The following is a 19,054-nucleotide window of genomic DNA, read 5'->3' as shown; positions in this document are numbered from 1 at the left end:
GGGGACTGGGGACTGGGAAGAAGGAATAAAGCTGTACTGAGTTTTTTTCAAAAATCAAATATGAGTCCTATATATGACTACGGCTATATGTTAGTTATTTCTGTTCAAGCAGTTTATAGTCAACACTTACTATAGACTAGTTCTTCAGGATAAGTAAGCAATTGCAATGCTTTAGAACTTATTGATTAAATCTTATATAAATTTTACTAATTGTGGGTAATAGTAGCTATAACAATTTAATTCTTTAAATATTGACTAAATAATATGGTTCAGCCCCAAGAAGATGATATTTCAGTAGAAGCTAGTTCTCTTCCCCCTGTCCCCATTCAAGAAATCTCAGAGGATAGGGCATTAACAGAGACGGTACTTTTCCCAACTCCAAAACTGTTTCTAAAAATCCCTAAGCCAAAAATTCGCCAAAGTCTCAAGGCGTTAACTTTTGAAAGTGTCTTTGCTGCGGTTCTTTATAGTATCATCGGCGGCGCGTTGCTCAGTAATTTCTTGCTAGAGTTAGGCGCTGGGGCAGCCGAAATTGGTCTACTCGCGGCTATCCCTCAGATGGTGAATCTACTCCAACCACTGGGAGCGTATTTGATAAATCGAAGTACCAGCTTCCGTTGGTATTTCATGCGTATTTTCATCCCGTCGCGGCTGCTATGGTTGATTCTTCTACCAGCGATTTGGTTGGTTAGTTCATCTCGTATTACTGGATACCAAGTAGTACAGTTGACATTGGCAATTCTCTTAGTAGCTAATATCATCGAAGCTTTTGGTCGTGCGCCTTGGCTTGGGTGGTCAGCTGTGTTAGTACCTCAACGGTTGCGGGGGCGATATTTCGGCTTTCGCAATAGTATTCTCGGCTTGACTAACCTTGTTGGCGTGCCTCTGCTAGGTTTAGCGGTATCAGCTTGGCCTGGTGGAACCCTTCAAGGTTATGGTGCAGTCTTGATTCTAGGAATCATTTTAGGGCTAATTAGTGTGGGCTGCCAGTTGTGGATGACTGATATAAACCCGCAGCTTTTAAAAGTTGGAGATTCAGACACATCACACCCACAGCCCCAAGGAATAGATTTGAGCTTGTTTAAAGATGCTAATTTTTTGAAGTTTGTGCTTTACCTGAGCATCTGGTGCTTTGCTGTTAACATCAGCAATCCTTTCTTTAACCTCTATATGCTGGATAATCTGGATATAGATATTAGTATAGTAACGATTTATCACGGCTTAGGAACTGGCGCGAATATGCTAATGCTGCTTTTGTGGGGCAAACTAGCCGACCGAATTGGGAATCGTCCACTACTACTATTAGTGGGAATCTTAGTGGCGGTGACACCTCTGCTGTGGCTTTTGGTTGGAAGCGATCGCACTTCTTTTTGGATCTGGCTACCCTTGTTACACATACTAGCTGGCGCAACGTGGGCAGCAATTGATTTGTGTACCAACAATTTGATGATGGGAATAGCACCGTTGGGTCATCAGTCGAGTTATTTTGCGATCGCAGCTGCAATTGCTGGTATCACTGGAGCAATGGGTATTACTGTCGGTAGCTTTTTAGCAACTCTGCCCGGTATTGCGGGTTTGCTGGGGTTATTTGTTCTCTCAAGCTTACTACGCATGGCTGCACTTGTACCCTTAGTTTTTGTTCAGGAGCAACGCTCTATACCACTAGGCCAGCTAATGCGATTCTTATTCCCAATGAAGCAGTCAACCGATCTGATAGAAGTGGAATAATAAGTTTTCAATTATGTATTTCAACAACATCCCAGCAAACTATAGAGTCGTTGAGCATCACGAATAGCGTTCCCATCGGGGTCGTTGTTGAAATACATGTAAACGTCAATCTCCTGCATTAGAAATAAATGGATACGTTCAACCCATGTAGATAATTCTTCATCGGTATAACCTACGTTCCATTGCCCACTGTGCATACGGATGTAAGTCCAAGGGGCAGTCAAACAGATATCAAGAGGAACTGTTGGGCTGACAGGTAGACAAAGAGCTACACCTGCACTTTCTAGTAGTTGATAAATTTGTGGAATCAGCCAACTTGAATGACGAAATTCAACTGTAAATCTTTGTTGAGGGTAGGTTTGCAGTAATTCTAAAAAGGGCTGAAGACGTTCAATATTAATCTGCCAAGTATGAGGAAATTGAAATAAAATAGGGCCGAGCTTTTCTTGCAATCCAGACGCGCGTTCCATTAGGCGAGATAGCGGCTCTATCGGGTCTTTTAATTTCTTCATGTGGGTGAGATAGCGGCTACCTTTAACAGCAAACATAAAATTAGATGGTGTTTGCTTGCACCAAGTTTCAAAGACAGACCGTTCTGGCAAACGATAAAAGGAAAAGTTAATTTCTACAGTGGAAAAATGTTGAGCATAAAATGATAATTGCCGATCGCTAGGCAAATGTGGTGGATAGAAAATATCCATCCAATGCTTATAAACCCAACCACTAGTACCAATTTGTAGCTTACTCATTCAGTTATATTATTCTTTTGATGTTATACAATGTAAAATTAATTAAATTTGTTCGTAATAAGCGGCTATAGCCCTATTTTAAAGGCTACAGCCGCTTACTATAAAAATTTGATATCCTTAAAATAATTTTCAAGTTAGTAGTTGATGGCTGAATTTTTGGAGTTGAAGTTGAACCCAATCACCACCTTTACTTATACATTGATGGCATATATCTCCATAACCTTCGCCTTGGTCATTGCATACAATTAACCTGGCTCGATCTGTCTGAGAACTTTGCTGGCAAATTAAACATATTTTACTAAGTTTACCTGTATTACATTCTATTTGAAATTTCATGTCTATTCTCCTAATTAAATATATTTAAATAAAGTGTAAATTATGTATTTTATGTTTATACTTTTTGAATACTTTTTTCTATAAAAAAGTGTATTAAAAATAAATTTTATGCTTTATTAGTTTGTTTTAACTGTGTGACCAATGTAGCGACTAGAAGTATCATTATTGATTTTTATCTCAAATAATTCTGCTTTTTAACCTTTAATTTGATTATTTAAACCCTGAAACAGGATATTTTGAAATATTTTATAGCCGTAGTCACACAAGTTAGGACATTTGGAAAGAGTGAATGCTAGAGTTAGCAATAGTTTTACCTCCTGCCCTCTGCCTACTGCTATAAAGCTACTCCCAAATTTCTACGATAAATGAAAATTGATAATGCCAGATATCAACAGAGGCAGTGTTTAAGGGAGCCATTGTAATCCCTTATCCTGTAATTTCTGCTCGATATGCTGCATTTCCTGGATAGTTTCTCCAGTCACGATCGCATAAATATCTGTGTAGATTTTTCCGTATTTGATTTTCTCTAAAGCCGACAGAACGATTAAGTCTTTGCGATCTAGTTCTGGTTTTAAAGTGGCTAAAATTGAATCCAACGCTCCTTCCATGCGGTAGTCACTGGAATATTTAGCTACTCCCTTTCCTAGCCCCAGTAGGGTATTACGCTGCAAGCACAACGGAGTCGAGCCATTGACTCGGAAATTGGCATCGATCGCATAAAATTGTCCGTCTCGATCTTCCAGCACATCAAAGCCAATCACGCCGAAATAACCCTGTTTGTGAGCATACTGACCAACGTTAGCAATCATCTCAAAGAACTTGCTCATGTTAGTGTTGCGGTAGTCAATCAGTCCACCTAAATAGTTACCTTCTGGAGTGACGAGTTGGCCGGTAGTGCCAATAAGGGTTATCTCTCCTAGCTTGTTGACATAGAATTGTACGCAGTAATTTTGCACCTCATTCTTGACGAACTCCGAGACAATAATCGTATTGAGCAACTTAATATCAAGATACTTCCTAATTTCTTCAAGGCAGTAGTTCAAATCGCTGGGACTTTTGATGATATAAGTGCCTTCTCCTGAGAGTCCGTGGGATGTTTTAATTAAGTAGGGATATTGTGGTAACTGAATGTCTTCAATATTTACTTGGTGCAGATTGTAGCTTTCGTATTTTGGACATTGCACCCCCAATTCGGCTAGGGTTACTTTGCTGAGTAAGCGGTAATGAGTGTCTGGATCAACAGCGTGTTTTTCAGGTTTGAGGCGATCGAAGGGAAATAGACTAATAAGTTTGTCAAAGCGTTCACTGTGGCTAAGATCATCCAGATAAGTCGAGCAATCCATCATTTCAATATTGGACTGGCTGAAGCCGAAATGCTCTTGCCAGTATTCAAGCAGCGACTTTGGCGGCGGAATAATCACAATTCCAGGAATGCGATCGCCTAATACAGCCAGATTTTTCCACGGTTCCTTCTGACAAATCTTGTCGAAGGAGGTTTTGGTGGCTTCACTACTGCCATCTTGAATAAAATATTTTTTTCGGTTAGGATAAGCAGCCCAACTGGCAGTTGCAGGGTAATTTAAAATAAACCCATAAGATGCATCTGTGATATCAAGAGCAAACAAGTCAGAAAGAGAATTCCCTTGAAAGTATTGAAAGTTATATTTTGAATTCATTTAGTCCTCCGAGAAACCGCATCCCCTTTGGGGATGCGGTTGTTTATAGAAAACGATTCTCCTGCATTTCCAAATAATACCAACTTTAAAAAATAAAGCTGTATATTTAAACTTGAAAACTCAGATGTAATTTGGCTTCATTAATTACGCATTACCTGAGCGTAGCCCATTCCGAATTGGTATGAGTTATTTCTTAGTAAAGGCAGCCACCTTATCTTGTCCTACGGTCATATAAGCACAAGCCATGTGTGATGAGTTATACGCCCAGCCAACGCGTCCTTGACGGTCTATGAGGATGCACCCCGCTTCACCTTTAACCTTAGAAACCAAAGCGTCAATTGCCATTTGTGCGGCTTCATCTGGATGGCGATCGCCACTCAAAAAATCGATCGCAGTTTTAGCCAAAACCACCGGGATAATCGACTCGCCATCACCTGTTGTTGAGCAACCGCCGATTTTATTATCAGCATACAAGCCACAACCAACAAGTGCAGTATCACCGACGCGACCTTGTTGCTGCTTGGTAGTGCCGCCAGTTGAAGTGCCAGCAGCTAGGATGCCGCCAGCATCCAAAGCTACACAACCTACGGTGTTGGGGCGATCGATTACTTCTTGATCTTCCTTCCACTGCTCCAACTGTTCCTCAGCTATTAAGTCTTCTTTTTTGCACATTTCAGCCCCGGAATCTATGGCGAAGCGTTCTGCACCCCGCGCTACTAGTAGTCTGGGTTTATCATCCATAATGTTCCGTGCAACCGAAATTGGATGACGGATGCCCTGAGCTGCTGCAACTGCTCCCCAACTTAATGAGCCTTCCATAATCGCCGCGTCTAATTCCACCTCTCCATCACTATTGAGAGTTGCACCGAGGCTAGCGTTAAATGTCCGATCGGATTCCAGAACTCGAATCGCTGCTTCTACAGCTTCTGCGGCCGTACCTCCACTGATTAGCACTGCCCAACCAGCCTCTACTGCTGCTGTACAGCCTGCATTGTTGGCTGCAACTTTATCGTCCGTGATGGTTTTTGCTCCACCGTGAACAATGATAGTCGGTGTCATATAATTCCTTCTTGTTTAGTATGAATTTTGTGGAACTGCAATCGCCTTTACAGGTTCGTCAATTAGTTGTAGCGATCGCATTTTTAAAGTCTCTAAACCCAAGTGCTGGGTTGCTGATATAAACACAGCTTCGGGATAATCTTGTTGAACCCTAGCCCAGGTTTCGCTATCTACTTTGTCAACCTTGTTAAAAGCAACCAAACTTTTTTCTGGAATCTCAGGCATTTCTTCGAGTATTTCTAGGACACTCGCAATATGACTTTCCCAAGCTGGATGGGATAAATCCACGACATGAATCATCGCATCAGCCTCAACAACTTCCTCCAATGTGGCGCGAAACGCATCCATCAGTGGTGGTGGGAGTTCGTGAATAAACCCTACAGTATCTGTGAGCAAAATTGAGCGGCGTTCTTGTGTTTCTGGTTTTGTAATTACCACCTTGCGGGTTGTTGGGTCGAGGGTAGCAAATAGTTGGTCTGCGGTGAAAACCTCCGCATTGGTTAACACATTCAGCAAAGTAGATTTACCAGCATTGGTATAGCCAACTAATGCCAGAACCGGAATTTCTTGCTGTTGTCGTTGTTGTCTAATTCGGGCGCGATGTGCTTGTAATTGATTTACTTCTTCCTGTAGTTGAGCAATTCGTCGTTGAATTGTTCGCCGTTCCGTCTCTAGTTTTGTTTCACCAGGGCCTCGCGTACCAATTCCCGCACCTAATCGAGACATTTCCTGACCGCGACCGCGCAACCGAGGTAACATATATTCGAGTTGCGCCAGTTCTACTTGTAATTTACCCTCTTGAGTGCGAGCGCGTTGAGCAAAAATATCCAGAATTACTTCTGTGCGGTCTACAACTCGGATGCCAATCTCTTGTTCTAAATTACGGGCTTGAGATGCAGAAATATCTCGGTCAAAAACGATTAGATTAGCTCTTAGTTTGTGAGCTAAAAGGGTGATTTCTTCAATTTTTCCCTTACCGACCACTGTTTGGGGATGGGCGCGCTCGCGCTTTTGCCGCATTGTATCAAGTACAATTCCTCCAGCACTTTCAACCAAACGCACTAGTTCTGCAAGTCCATCTTCAAATCGTTGAACTGAGACATCTTCTGTCTGCACTCCTACCAGCAGCACCCTGTCTTGGTCGGAAACAATTTCTTGAGATAAGAATATTCCATCTCCGGCGTCAACAATTTCTCTCTCCCATTCTTCAATTAATTCATCAAATTCCTGTTCGGTTACATCGTCCAAACTTAAAGGAGGTGAAATTACCCAAGGACTTTCTGAGTCAGGGAAAAGGTAAGCTAAAAAAGCTTCTTTTACTTTGCCATCAATTGCAGTTAACATGACAAGAGCATCTAAGCGCTGACGTATCATTGCAACCAACGCGGCTTCATCAAGTGAATTTGATTTAAGTTGAGTAGCAACACAACGGATTCCGCTCAAACGTTCTGCACTGCGGCGGGGTAATTCTTCAGGTGGAATTTGAGTTTGACTGGGTGTTCCGACAGCAATTCGGATAACTTGCCCACGCCGGTTGATATAACAACAAATCGGGTGATGAATTTGTTGACTAATTGTAGCTAAAGCTTGAGCAAATTCTGGCGTAAGAAATCTATCTGCTGGTTGATTTTGCTCATAAAGCTCTTGCAGTCGTTTAATCTGACTAGCTTTTATTCCCTGAACATTGCCATAAATTTTTTGCATAAAACTAATAATTTACAGGTTATTTTTATGTCTGTATATTTTCATTTTGGTCTTTTTAAATTTTGATTTAATCTACCAATAGAAATAAGCAATTTAGCTATAGATAATCACATCAAAATCAAGCTTCTATAAAATGGTTTATAGACCAATTAAGTGAGGTATTAACCATAAATGAGGCTGTAAACGTGTAAGAGATTGTTTGAAAAGTGGTTATGTGATATTTAGGCACTAACTGATCCCCCTAGCCCCTCTTTTTAAGGCTACGGTGTACACACAAGTCTCTTGATCTGCACCTTTGTTGCATCGTCTTGCACCTTTGTTGCATTGACCTGCACCTTTGTTGCATCGTCCTGCACCTTTGTTGCATCGTCCTGCACCTTTGTTGCATCGTCCTGCATCTTTGTTGCATCGTCCTACATTTTTGTTGCATCGTCCTGCATTTTTGTTGCATCGACCTACAAAAATTAACCCACCCTACGTTACATAGCAACTTTAAAAGACTTGTGTGTATACTGTAGCTTTTTAAGGGGGAACTGGAATCAAACTCCCCCAATTTATTGGGGGATTTAGGGGAATCTAGAACGTTTTGTTACCGAGAATAAAACTTTTCAAACATCCTCTAAGTTTCACTGTGGTTAACCCAGACACAACACCAGAGGTGCAGACAACATAGACTAGATGTCTCTAATTTATGTACAATTATTGTTCATTAGCCACCCAGAACGCAAAAGTGCGATCGCTTCTTCTTTTTGTTTGGCTTCGACTTCGATCCACGGTGCTTGGTAGTAAACGTTAGGCATATCGGTAATCAAATCGCTGTGTTTTCGGTCATTGAAAGCTTGCTCACCATTAGAAATATGCACTAATTGCCAATCTGGATTTTTCCAAGTTTCTCGCGCTGCGTAAAACATGGATGCTACACTCGGATGATCGTAGCTATCCAAATTTTCGTGACAAATATGGTGATGGGCATCAAATACCATCGGCACACCAGTTTGCTGGCATACTGCTAAAATTTCATCGGCACTATAGGCGTATTCATCGTTTTCTAAAGTCAAGCGGCTTTTGATATTTTCTGGTAGTTCGGAAATTACTTTTACTAGTTGTTCAGTCCGTTGAGATTTGCCACCATGAATATTCATCAATGACCAAGGCGATCGCGGTAATCCCAGTAAGTCAAGTATACGTGCGTGTCCTGCTAAATTATTAATACTTGCCTGTACTACTTCAGGGGAATCAGAACTTAGCACTACAAATTGATCTGGATGCAACACCATTCTGATGTTCAATGCATTTGCTCGTTGACCAATTGCTGCTAAATCAGCGCTCATTGCTTCTAATATATTTGCGCCGATTTCGTCTTCTAAGTCACTTAGGGGAAATAAATTAGAAGACATCCGATAAAGCTGAATTTTATTTTGCTGACAAAAGGAGAGGGCATCATGTAAGCGTTGCAAATTATGGCGATACAGTTCACTCAGGGCACTTTCGCGATCGCTAAGGGAAAGTTTTAAGTATCGGGTGCGCGTCATTGTCCGAAAGCGCACTTGTTTGTCCGAGGTGATGCAAACTAGCCCTAAAGAGGGCAGTGTACTTTTTTGGCACTGCTGTGCATTAGGTAAATTTTGAAACTCGATTACGCTCATTAACTAATACTAACTGATACTTGTTTGAAGCCATTCTTTAATTTAAACAAGTTCTTTCATTAGCTTACGAGTACCGAAAGAATGAATTTCTAATCCTTACAGGATCTTTTAAATTATAAGACTCATATTTGATTGCGTAGAAAAAAACTCAGTACACCTTTATTCCTTCTTCCCAGTCCCCAGTCCCCAGTCCCCAGTCCCTAATCTCTACGAGTAATTCTCCGAATCAAATCGGATTGCTATAGTCTTTACTTATGTCGTTGTTGATGCCATTGCCAAGCATGGGCGATAATTTCGTTCAGATTAGGATACTCTGGATGCCAACCTAAAACTTTAGTTGCTTTGTCACTGCTGCCAACTAAAATAGGAGGATCGCCTGGTCTGCGATCGCGTTCTTCTATTTTAATTTCTTTGCCTGTTATCTCTTTAGCTGTTTCTATCACTTCTCTGACTGAAAAACCACTGCCATTTCCTAGATTAAATACTTCACTTTCTCCCCCTTTGAGCAGATATTCCAAACCTAAAATATGAGCTTGTGCCAAGTCAGTCACATGAATATAATCGCGGATACAAGTACCATCTGGGGTAGGATAATCAGTGCCGAAAATCAAAATCGATTCGCGCTTACCAAAAGCAGTTAGCAGTACTAATGGGATGAGATGAGTTTCAGGTTCGTGGTCTTCACCCAACAACCCATTAGGGTCAGCACCTGCGGCGTTAAAGTAACGGAAACGTACAGACTTTAAATTGTAGGCTGCATCAAAATCAGATAGAATTCGTTCTACCATCCACTTGCTAGTAGCATAGGGACTAATGGGATCTTGTGGATGGTCTTCGGTCAGAGGAACAAACTTTGGTACACCATAAAGAGCGCAAGTAGAAGAAAAGATAAATTTATTAACTGATGCAGCAATCATTGCTTCTAAAAGCGTCAGAGTACCTGCAACATTATTATGGTAATATTTGGCTGGATTTGTGACAGATTCACCGACTGCGATATAAGCAGCAAAATGCATAACCGCAGCTATGTTGTGAGTTGAAAATATGTCATCGAGAAGAGTGCGATCGCTCATATCTCCAATAATCAAATTTACCTGCAAAACTTCTTCTACAAGTTCTCTATGTCCGTTCGATAGATTATCTAAAACGATTACTTTATAACCTGCGTTTTTCAGAGCTAATACAGCATGGGAGCCAATATATCCGGCTCCTCCCGTGACTAAAATAGTTGCCATAATTTTCCAATCGAGAATTGGGAATGGGGAACTTGTACTGAGTGCAGTCGAAGTATGGGGAATGGGGCATTGAGAAGAGGCAGAGGGGCAGGGGGAAGGGTGCAGAGGAGAGGACTTTTTCCCCTGCTCCCCTTAAAATTAACGTGAGTTCAACAGACCTCTCCCGGACAGCCTCCCTTTCTTAAAAGGCGAACGCGTTGCGTCTGGGTAAGGAGAGGGAGGAGTAACGGAGTAAGGAGGGTTTTTGCTCCCCTCTCCTACCAGGAGAGGGGCTGGGGGAGAGGTCAAAATAGCACTCGTCGAACTCACGTTAAAATTAGATTGCCAGCCAACTAATTTCTTTCTTCCAAGTAGCGAGAAATTGCACTGTCAAGGTTTGGCATTAATTCACCTCGATTGCTACCGAGAACGCTGTAAGCTGGGCGGGGAGCAATTAAACCAAGCTCTTGCGTCGGACGAGCAATTAGACTGCTGACACTCACACCTGCTTTTTTCGCTGCTAATCGGGCTAAGTCAGCCCAAGCTACAGCACTTTTGTTAGCCAAGTGCCACAAACCTTTCTCGCCATCAATCAATAAATCAAGACTGGCATGAACAAGATCGGGTACATAAGTAGGCGAAACGATCGCATCTTCGGCAGCAACAAAAGTATTTCCAGCAGCTAATTGCCGCAGGGCGATCGTCACAAAGTTGTAATCATCCCACGGGCCGAAAAATGCACTGGTGCGAATTATTAGTGATGCCGGATGAGCCTGTAATACTAGCTTTTCTGCCAAAACTTTGCTGCACCCATATATATTGAGGGGCGCAACGGTATCAGTTTCGACATAAGGATTAGACTCAGCACCATCGAATACCAAATCTGAAGAGAAAGTTACCAGCGCCACATTATGTTGAGCGCAAGCAGCAGCTAAAATCGCTGCCCCTTCAGCGTTTACCTTTAAACAAACATCGGGTTCGCGTTCGGCATCGTCTACTCGCACGTATCCCGCAGCGTTCACAACTGCCCACGGTTGCAATTCGGTAAGTACTTTATTGACGGAAGCAGGATTGGCAATATCCATATCTTGGCGTCTTAGCAGACAATATGAAATTCCTCGGACTTGACACAACCGAGCAAAAGCCTTGCCTAGAGTTCCTGTGGCTCCGACGATCGCCAAGGGACGTACCAATTTTGGATTTTGGATACTTCGACTTCGCTCAGTACAAGTTTTGGATTTTAGATTATTGCTTGACTCATCAGTTTCCGATATTTTGTAATTATTGCTACGACAACTGACTGCTGGATAGACCAAACGCTCTTGTCGATGCCACCATCCTGGTGTATCAAGTAGTGGATGGTTGGGTTTATGCCCAGTGGCTAAATCTCGCACCATTTTGGCGATCGCAGTCTGTCTAGGCTGTGGAGAGCGCAAATCGAACACGCCTGACTCATAGTATCCTGCGGAGCGAGTCACTAAACTATTCCAATCGTAGCTGCCCAAAAGTGCCCAAGCAGTCACAGCCCGAACATCTGCGCCTTGGTCTCGTAATTCTTGGGCTGCATTCCACACTTCATTGAGCCAACGTAGCTGTTCCTCACGGGTACAACTCAAGTGAACTTCAGTGACAGCAAAGGGTAGTTTGTAGCGTTCCCATGTCTCTTTGAGCAATGTCCGGGGGCCTGCCAAACCCTCAGCACAAACTCGCACTGCCTCTACATCTACATACTTGTCTCGACCATTACCACCATGCGTCCAAGCTGGATAGTTTTCTAGGTTTTCATCTAAAAAGCGTTCGCTTGTCAGGTAATGGTTAATGCCGATAATGTCAGGTGGACAGATATATTGCAAAAATTCTTCAAGTTCAAGCTCACTTATACCACAGTCGCGCAAGTAATCCCACATGGGATGAGTTGGGGTGATTCGGCCGCATAATAAATCCAAACTCAACCAGCGACGTTCATTCTCAAATTCTGCTTGATAAGCCAGCTTTGGCGTACTATGAGTTTTACCCAAATCCTCAGTTTGTAGGAGTTGGGCGTTGGGATTGACTTCTCTGATTGCCTGCATCGAAAGAGCGATCGCTTTGCACTCTCCTAACAAAGCACGAGCGAAGGTTAAATCGTCCCGTCCGTGAGGATACCAGTGACCATACATCCCACTAAATCGTGCTGTTGTCAATGGCTCGTTGATGGGTGTATAATGTGTTACCCAAGGATAGCGTTCTGCAACCGCACGAGCAAACACTGCTAGTTTCTCAGGAAATTCTGGATCTACTAAGCTGGTATCACGCGGCCCACTGCCATGATGCACTAGCCCCACAATCGGACGGATGCCGAGTTCGCGCAAGCGTCCCAGCCGTTCATCCGCCCACGACCAATCAGCATTTTCCAAACCATTGGGCGCTATCCTTTCCCAAAGTACTGGATAGCGGATGGCGTGTATGCCAAGTTCAGCGAATAAATCTAGGTCATCTAAGCGGGTTGCATGACCATTGCGTTCTAATTGATCGAAATACTCTTCACCCACACGATTAACCGTACACTCTACACCAGCCCACACTTCTAGAGGAAGTTGTGCTTTGTTAGTGTTGAGTGTCGAGTTGAAAGCAGAAGTCATAATTTACAACTCAAGCTGATATTTTATTTGATGCGTTGTTTTTCAGTTTTGTAAGGTGTGTTATGCCAGAGGCTAACGCACCGCACCATCCTAGATTTTTAGTGCGTTAGGGTAACGCACCTTATTAAATACAGTGCAGTCCTAATTACGAATTAACGCGAGGTGCAACTTCTTCTTAGAATCCCGCTTCCATACCTCTCCTCCACAGGGAGCTACGATCAACACACAAGTCTGAAATAGCTGAAAAACCCAAGAACCTATCCCACTAATAATATTTGTGCTACAAAGCTTAAGTTAATTGAGAACTGAAAACGAAAAATCAAGGTTTTACCCCACCCTAACCCTCCCCTTGCAAAGGGGAGGGAACCGGATTTTTCTTTTTTCCCCCCTTTATAAGAGGGGGGATTAAGGGGGGTAATTTGACTTGTGTATACACGGTAGCCCAATATATCGGGGGGATTAAGGGGGGTAATTCGACTTGTCTGTACACTGTAGTCCTCTACGGGGAGAGAGGCTTTGATTCTTGCTCCCCTTCCCTACAAGGGAAGGGGCTGGGGGTTAGGTTTGAAAGAAAGTTGTACGCGGACGGCGTGAATTACGAATTATTTAAGCCTTAACCGCAATTTGTTTGTACACAGCTAGAGCCTGAGCAACACATTGATCCATGTTGTAGTACTTGTAGGTCGCTAATCGTCCGACAAAATAGATCCCTGGAGTTTCATCTGCCAGCACCTTGTATTTCTTGTAAATTTCCTGATTCTCAGAACGCGGTACAGGATAATAAGGGTCTCCTTCAGCTTTAGGAAACTCATAAACAATACTTGTTTTAGAGTGTTCCTGACCAGTTAAGTATTTAAACTCTGTCACACGAGTATAAAGCTGTTCATTGGGATAGTTGATGACTGGCGCTGATTGAAACACACTCGTGTTATGCGTCTCATGCTTGAAATCAAGCGAACGATATGGTAGTTTGCCGTAGCGATAATCAAAGAATTCGTCAACTGGCCCGGAATATACCATCTCGCGGCAAGGTATAGCTTTTTGAATTTCCTGATAATCAGTGTTAAGCATTACCTTGATGTTCGGATGATTTAGCATATTGTCAAACATCCGGGTAAAGCCGTGTAGCGGCATCGCTTGGTAGCTATCGGTAAAATAGCGATCGTCACGATTGGTACGGGTGGGAATTCTGGCAATTACTGATTTGTCAAGTTCTGATGGGTCGAGTCCCCATTGCTTACGGGTATAATTACGGAAAAACTTTTCATACAGTACTCGACCAACTTTGCTGACCACCACATCTTCACTAGTGCGGATGGATTCTACGGGTTCAGCAAGCGATTTGTAAAACTCTTCCACCTCAAATGAATTGAGATTCATCCCATACAGCTTGTTGATGGTGTCGAGGTTGATCGGAATCGGAACAAGTTGTCCGTCTACACTGGCAAGGACGCGATGTTCGTAAGACCGCCACTGAGTAAAGCGCGAGAGGTATTCAAAGACTTCGCGGGAGTTGGTGTGAAAGATGTGGGGACCGTATTTGTGTACAAGAATGCCATCATCATTGTAATGATCGTAGGCATTGCCGCCTATGTGGTTGCGCTTGTCTACAACCAGCACTTTTTTACCTTGAGTTGCCAAACGTTCAGCAATGACGCTACCAGAAAAACCAGCGCCGACGACTAAGTAATCGAAGACAAAATCTCTGGTAATGACATTTGGTGCTTGTTTACCAGCCGCGCCTGTGGAGTTAGCTTTGTCTTCACCATCACGCGCTGCAATGGCAGAGTCAATCAGCTTCATCATGGATGCCCAAGTGCGATCCCAAGAAATCTTTTCTAAAAAGGCATCTACTCGACTCAGCCATTCTGAGGTTGGGGTATCCTCTTGCATTGCAAGTTCTGCGGCGGTGACGAACTCAGAAATTGTGTCTGCAATTCGCACCAGTTTTGACTCTCCATAAGGACGTACCACATCTCGAATCGAAGTAGATACTACAGGTCTACCTGCGGCAAGATACTCTGGAGTTTTGGTAGGGCTAATAAAGCGTGTTGACTCATTATGCGCAAATGGCAACATTGCTAAGTCCCACCCTGCTAGATAAGCAGGTAGCTGTTTATAGTCTCTGCCACCGAGATAATGGATATTTTCATGCTGTGGCAAAGCTGCGGGATCGATTTTGACAACTGGCCCAATAATTACTAGATGCCAGTCGGGACGGGCTTCGGCAATACCAGCAAGCAGTTCAATATCCATCCGTTCGTCAATTACGCCAAAGAATCCAAGGCGAGGATGGGGAATATGAGCTTGATCTTCTGGTTCTTGAAGATTTCTCGCCTGGCCAAAGTGGGGGACATCTACACTGCTGGGAAAGGCATAAACGTTGGGATGCTGGTTCACTTTACTTTCGTAAAGGCTTTGTCCCCCTGTAAATACTAAGTCTGCACGCTTGAATAGTTCGGCTTCGTAATTCTTTAAAGTGGGTGATGCTCCCTGGAATGCAGATAATTCATCCATGCAATCGTACACCACAGCTTGGGGTTGCAAGTGGCGCGTGAAAGCGATCGCCATTGGTGTGTAATACCAACAAATGTATTTGTTGATATTATGCTCTGCAAATAAATTATTAATTAGTACTTGTAAATCTGCGTTGATTGCTTCTTCGCTTAAACCTTGTTGTAGGTGTGGCACAACCACAACTACTCCATTAGAATCTTGGTTTACATCTAACCTTGCCAACGGTTCTTCAGAGAAAATTGCCTCCTCAATAAAGAAGACTCGCTTTCCTTGAGCGCAGCGACTAAGAAGATGTTGTGGCCTTTGATAGACGAAATTCCAACGTAAATGAGATAAGCAAACTATATCAGGTGTATCTTTAAAAGTTTCTGTTGATTGAACTTTTTTATTAGACGAAGTTAAATCCAACAGTGATGTACTCGATGATTGCGTTTGGGCTAGCTGCGATCGCTTTGTTTTACGCTGCTTCGACGAAATAACATTGCTGACACCGTTGTTTTTGACTTGAGATTTTTCACTTGCCATAGTTTGTCTCGTTATTTAAATTATTAATTCTGACTAGCTAAACGCTAATACCTTTTCTTTGTAAGGCAGCATCAAGCTTACTTTCAGGCAAAAGCTTGCAATATATTTTGCTGCTTTTCAATATCGAATCGGTATAATCAATACTTGGCTTGACTGGTTCACTACTTAAGAAAATACTGTTTTATGTCTAATTTTTTCATCTACCAAAATAAATATAAAATTACTTTCTTGATTAAGTCTTAAGCACTATATTTTTATTTTATCTAAAATAAATTATTAACTTATGTAACACAAATAAATATTTATATTGAAAACCATGCAAATATAGTTGTTTTTGTCTGTTCGGTTTCGTACACAATATAATTAAAATAATTATTAATACTATTAAAATTAATCAATTCAGCTTATTTGGTAACTTAGAGTAAATATTTAACGCTAAATTTATATAAACAATTGTCTGGTTTTAAGTATTAAAACAGTATTTTTATAAAACAAAATATTAATTTGTTATCTAGAATACATATTATTGTAACAACTATTTTATAAATATAGTAGCAGAACTAATTTCTTTGAATGTTAGTTTTGGTAAATAAGTATTATAAATTTCACTCTGATGATATAGATATTATCTCAACCTTGGGTAGGATAAAAGCTTTTTGATTATGTGTAAGATTGATAATAATTCAATTCATAAACCTCACGCGATCGCTTTTAATGATGGAGCGATCGCGTTTTCTATCTCAGAGTTTTTCCAATAAAATAGGTAGTGCGATAAGTGTAGGCATTGGAAATAAATTAAGTAGTAAAGTTTCTGATTTTGAAAATTTTTTATTGTGAAAAATTTAATAGATTTAATGAGAATTCCGACTTTAGATATAAAAAGTCAAACTTACTATTAAAACGACTGACAGAGAATACATTGAAATTTGTGACGGATAACCACAAGTTTTATATTAGCTATAAGGTTATTTATTACTCTATTAGTCGAAGGAATTACGAGTAATGAATGCAAGTCTTTTATCACTACCGAATGGCACTAAGATAACGGGAAACCCATTATATATCAGGCTTTTGGGTGTGGGGTGTCGGGTGTTGGGTGTAGTGAGTCAGAAATTTATTTGTATCCCCACTCATATTTACTTTTCTTGATTTTTCCCGACACCCGACACCCTACCCCCAACACCCAGCCCAGACGAGCTTTCAGCTTTTCTTAGTGCCATTCTATCACTACCTAAGTTTCATAGCGGTCAAAAGGTAGAGTTTATCGGCAAAGAAGGCATCATCAAAAATTACCGGACTCAGTCAGGTAGCTGGGTTTATTTGCTAGAGATGCCTATGGGTTTAGAGCCAGAAATGGGTCGGGTTGGTTATGAAACTATCATTTGGCTATCTGAGGTAGATATCTATTCACCCTTCAATAATTCTTCTCATAATAAAACTATAAATCCTGAACGAAAAATGCCATTTCTACAAGTAGCTAAAGCAACAGAATATCACAGCAATGAAAAGAATTAGTTAGTAAATATTTTTTAATGAAGATCAAACCCATAAGCCTAAAATTCAATTTAAATTATAAGCCTTTTTAAGATAGCGCTTCTTACCTTTGATAGAGTGAAATATATGAAATACGAAGTTGAATTAAAAATATTATGTTTAAAGAGTTAACTAGCTAGAAACGATCTATTTATATCTATTAACAAATTAGATTTTGATGATTTCTCAGCTAGCGATTACTATTTCGTAAACATCTACACACTTACCAAGAGAAACAAGATGGAAAACATTAACCAGGCAAAAATGATCGAGCGTTACATTGCTTTGGCTATCGGAATCAGTTATTTACTTTTAGGTTTAGCTGGATTTGTACCAGCTTTAGTTTCATTACCAGGATCGAGCGAATCTTTTGTTCCACTCGATCAATCTGCTGGTGCTTATTCTGCGGGTTTTGGTTATATCTTTGGTGCAATTCCCACCAATTTTTTGCATAATCTTGTTCGCTGTGCCGTCGGATTGTTAGGAATTACTTCTTACAACAATACTACCACAGCGCGTCTATTCAATCGTGGTTTTGCAGTTTCTTATGCCTTGCTGGCCATCATCGGATTGTTGCCTTTGGGTAAGACATTTTTTGGTTTAATGCCATTGTTCGGTGCTAATGTTTTGCTTAATGCATTAGCAGCGATCGCAGCTGGCTACTATAGCGTTGTTATACCAGCCAAAGTTAGCGGTGTTAATGTATCGCAAAATCTTTAATAGTTGCTGATAGTCTGCGGTGTCCAGGTAGGGCCATTGCAAGATGGCCCTTCTGGTTTCCAGATCAGCATATCTAAGCAGATTTGCCGCATATCCATGTTTTTCGTCCAAGCATGGTAGACAACATACTCAGTCTTACCATCTGGCCCAAGAACGATAGAATTATGTCCCGGCCCGATAACAAAATTAGGAACAGACTTTAGCACCCGTGGCCCGGTTTCGTTACCTGCATCAGAGTAAGGGCCCATCACGTTGTCAGCAATGCCATAATCTACACCGTAGTTCTCAGTTTCCCAGCGTCCACCACTATAAAAGCAGTAATATTTACCTTCATGCTTCCGAACGCAGGGGCCTTCTAAAGTATGCCAATCATAAATTTCACCGTACATCAAACGATTGGCTAAAAACCGTTGCCAATCGGATCGCGCACGTAAAACCACTTTCCCTTCACCAGCAAGTTTAGTCATGGTTTGGAGTTTGTCTACAACTAATGCTGTGCCAGCACGTACTCCATCCGATGTATCCAGAAAGTCACGGGCGTAAAACAAATACCACTGTCCATCGTCATCCTGAAATGGGTGCGGATCGATCGCAAAAGGACAAGATTTTGGATCTACGACTGGTTCGCCAACATCTTGATAAGGCCCTAACGGAGTATCGCTTGTAGCTACACGTAACTGATGATTCTTATCTTCATGCCCTACAGAATAGTAAAGATAAAATTGGCGATCGCTGTAAGCAACTTCGGGGGCCCAAAAATTATCGCCAAGGGCGGGATCTGGCCGTTGTAGCGCGTTACCAACATAATCCCAATTTACAAAATCGAAGGAGCGTAACAGAGGAAAGACACGCGATTTGTTATCGGAGTTAACATTTGGTGCGTCCGCTATTTCGTCTACCGTTCCTTCTGCTTCTGCTGCACCAGTACCGATCGCATAATATACGCCTTCGTGTTGCCAAACAAAAGGATCGGCAAAATAACCTTTGTAGACTGGATTAGTATAGGTTTGCATCTTAATTATCTAT

Annotated in this window: 14 protein-coding genes; 4 read left to right on the top strand and 10 right to left on the bottom strand. The window is 41.7% G+C overall.

Translation table 11 applies throughout. From position 1 onward, the window contains the following. Positions 1-264 precede the first annotated feature (264 nt). Positions 265-1,728: an MFS transporter gene (locus RMZ95_RS04095; protein ID WP_322686053.1), complete on the top strand. Its 1,464-nt coding sequence runs from the start codon at positions 265-267 to the stop codon at positions 1,726-1,728. 20 nt (positions 1,729-1,748) lie between these two features. Here the strand turns inward: RMZ95_RS04095 and RMZ95_RS04090 are convergent, their stop codons facing one another. From RMZ95_RS04090 to hflX, 5 genes are all read right to left on the bottom strand, one after another. Continuing rightward, positions 1,749-2,477 carry a DUF72 domain-containing protein gene (locus RMZ95_RS04090; protein WP_322686052.1) on the bottom strand — a complete coding sequence of 243 codons (729 nt, stop codon included), beginning with the start codon at positions 2,475-2,477 and terminating at the stop codon, positions 1,749-1,751. A 129-nt stretch (positions 2,478-2,606) separates the two neighbouring features. Then, positions 2,607-2,813: a hypothetical protein gene (locus tag RMZ95_RS04085; protein ID WP_322686051.1), complete on the bottom strand. Its 207-nt coding sequence runs from the start codon at positions 2,811-2,813 to the stop codon at positions 2,607-2,609. A gap of 404 nt (positions 2,814-3,217) precedes the next feature. Beyond that, positions 3,218-4,489 (bottom strand): ATP-grasp domain-containing protein, encoded by a 1,272-nt coding sequence (locus RMZ95_RS04080; RefSeq protein ID WP_322686050.1) that lies wholly within the window; start codon positions 4,487-4,489, stop codon positions 3,218-3,220. Between the two features lie 186 nt (positions 4,490-4,675). Next, positions 4,676-5,548, bottom strand: a complete 873-nt coding sequence (locus tag RMZ95_RS04075; RefSeq protein WP_322686049.1) for an isoaspartyl peptidase/L-asparaginase family protein — start codon at positions 5,546-5,548, stop codon at positions 4,676-4,678. A gap of 15 nt (positions 5,549-5,563) precedes the next feature. Further along, positions 5,564-7,252: a GTPase HflX gene (gene hflX, locus RMZ95_RS04070; RefSeq protein ID WP_322673019.1), complete on the bottom strand. Its 1,689-nt coding sequence runs from the start codon at positions 7,250-7,252 to the stop codon at positions 5,564-5,566. A 337-nt stretch (positions 7,253-7,589) separates the two neighbouring features. Between hflX and RMZ95_RS04065 the strand changes: the two genes are divergently transcribed. After that, a complete protein-coding gene (locus RMZ95_RS04065; RefSeq protein ID WP_322673020.1) occupies positions 7,590-7,739 on the top strand; it encodes a hypothetical protein in 150 nt (49 codons plus the stop codon). A gap of 202 nt (positions 7,740-7,941) precedes the next feature. Here RMZ95_RS04065 and uvsE read toward each other — a convergent pair whose 3' ends face one another. The 4 genes from uvsE to glf all read right to left on the bottom strand — a co-directional run bounded on the left by uvsE (position 7,942) and on the right by glf (position 15,775). After that, the gene (gene uvsE, locus RMZ95_RS04060) at positions 7,942-8,898 is read right to left on the bottom strand and encodes a UV DNA damage repair endonuclease UvsE (protein WP_322673021.1); all 957 of its coding nucleotides are present in this window, start codon (positions 8,896-8,898) and stop codon (positions 7,942-7,944) included. 248 nt (positions 8,899-9,146) lie between these two features. Then, a complete protein-coding gene (gene galE, locus RMZ95_RS04055; RefSeq protein ID WP_322673022.1) occupies positions 9,147-10,133 on the bottom strand; it encodes a UDP-glucose 4-epimerase GalE in 987 nt (328 codons plus the stop codon). Positions 10,134-10,465: 332 nt separating this feature from the next. After that, positions 10,466-12,733, bottom strand: coding sequence for a family 1 glycosylhydrolase (locus RMZ95_RS04050; protein ID WP_322686048.1), 2,268 nt, complete (start codon positions 12,731-12,733; stop codon positions 10,466-10,468). 606 nt (positions 12,734-13,339) lie between these two features. Continuing rightward, a complete protein-coding gene (glf, locus tag RMZ95_RS04045; protein WP_322686047.1) occupies positions 13,340-15,775 on the bottom strand; it encodes a UDP-galactopyranose mutase in 2,436 nt (811 codons plus the stop codon). A gap of 1,335 nt (positions 15,776-17,110) precedes the next feature. Between glf and RMZ95_RS04040 the strand changes: the two genes are divergently transcribed. Both RMZ95_RS04040 and RMZ95_RS04035 read left to right on the top strand, forming a co-directional pair. Continuing rightward, on the top strand, positions 17,111-17,290 hold the full coding sequence (locus RMZ95_RS04040) for a hypothetical protein (protein ID WP_322686046.1): 180 nt from the start codon (positions 17,111-17,113) through the stop codon (positions 17,288-17,290). A gap of 258 nt (positions 17,291-17,548) precedes the next feature. Beyond that, complete coding sequence (locus RMZ95_RS04035) at positions 17,549-18,028, top strand: DUF4383 domain-containing protein (RefSeq protein ID WP_322686045.1); 480 nt, start codon at positions 17,549-17,551, stop codon at positions 18,026-18,028. Here RMZ95_RS04035 and RMZ95_RS04030 read toward each other — a convergent pair. After that, on the bottom strand, positions 18,025-19,041 hold the full coding sequence (locus tag RMZ95_RS04030) for a glycoside hydrolase family 43 protein (RefSeq protein ID WP_322686044.1): 1,017 nt from the start codon (positions 19,039-19,041) through the stop codon (positions 18,025-18,027). The two genes, RMZ95_RS04035 and RMZ95_RS04030, sit on opposite strands and share 4 nt — an antisense overlap. Between the last annotated feature and the right edge of the window lie 13 nt (positions 19,042-19,054).

Origin of the sequence: Nostoc sp. DedQUE07 (assembly GCF_034530975.2) — a bacterium.
GTDB lineage: Bacteria > Cyanobacteriota > Cyanobacteriia > Cyanobacteriales > Nostocaceae > Nostoc.
This window is presented reverse-complemented; position numbering and strand designations above follow the sequence as displayed.

What these genes read in the sequence shown, in the direction of transcription:
- glf (WP_322686047.1), bottom strand. Translation starts at nt 15,775, where the DNA reads ATGGCAAGTGAAAAATCTCAAGTCAAAAACAACGGTGTCAGCAATGTT.
- uvsE (WP_322673021.1), bottom strand. Translation starts at nt 8,898, where the DNA reads ATGAGCGTAATCGAGTTTCAAAATTTACCTAATGCACAGCAGTGCCAA.
- hflX (WP_322673019.1), bottom strand. Translation starts at nt 7,252, where the DNA reads ATGCAAAAAATTTATGGCAATGTTCAGGGAATAAAAGCTAGTCAGATT.
- RMZ95_RS04095 (WP_322686053.1), top strand. Translation starts at nt 265, where the DNA reads ATGGTTCAGCCCCAAGAAGATGATATTTCAGTAGAAGCTAGTTCTCTT.
- RMZ95_RS04080 (WP_322686050.1), bottom strand. Translation starts at nt 4,489, where the DNA reads ATGAATTCAAAATATAACTTTCAATACTTTCAAGGGAATTCTCTTTCT.
- RMZ95_RS04050 (WP_322686048.1), bottom strand. Translation starts at nt 12,733, where the DNA reads ATGACTTCTGCTTTCAACTCGACACTCAACACTAACAAAGCACAACTT.
- RMZ95_RS04085 (WP_322686051.1), bottom strand. Translation starts at nt 2,813, where the DNA reads ATGAAATTTCAAATAGAATGTAATACAGGTAAACTTAGTAAAATATGT.
- RMZ95_RS04040 (WP_322686046.1), top strand. Translation starts at nt 17,111, where the DNA reads ATGGGTTTAGAGCCAGAAATGGGTCGGGTTGGTTATGAAACTATCATT.
- galE (WP_322673022.1), bottom strand. Translation starts at nt 10,133, where the DNA reads ATGGCAACTATTTTAGTCACGGGAGGAGCCGGATATATTGGCTCCCAT.
- RMZ95_RS04030 (WP_322686044.1), bottom strand. Translation starts at nt 19,041, where the DNA reads ATGCAAACCTATACTAATCCAGTCTACAAAGGTTATTTTGCCGATCCT.
- RMZ95_RS04090 (WP_322686052.1), bottom strand. Translation starts at nt 2,477, where the DNA reads ATGAGTAAGCTACAAATTGGTACTAGTGGTTGGGTTTATAAGCATTGG.
- RMZ95_RS04075 (WP_322686049.1), bottom strand. Translation starts at nt 5,548, where the DNA reads ATGACACCGACTATCATTGTTCACGGTGGAGCAAAAACCATCACGGAC.
- RMZ95_RS04035 (WP_322686045.1), top strand. Translation starts at nt 17,549, where the DNA reads ATGGAAAACATTAACCAGGCAAAAATGATCGAGCGTTACATTGCTTTG.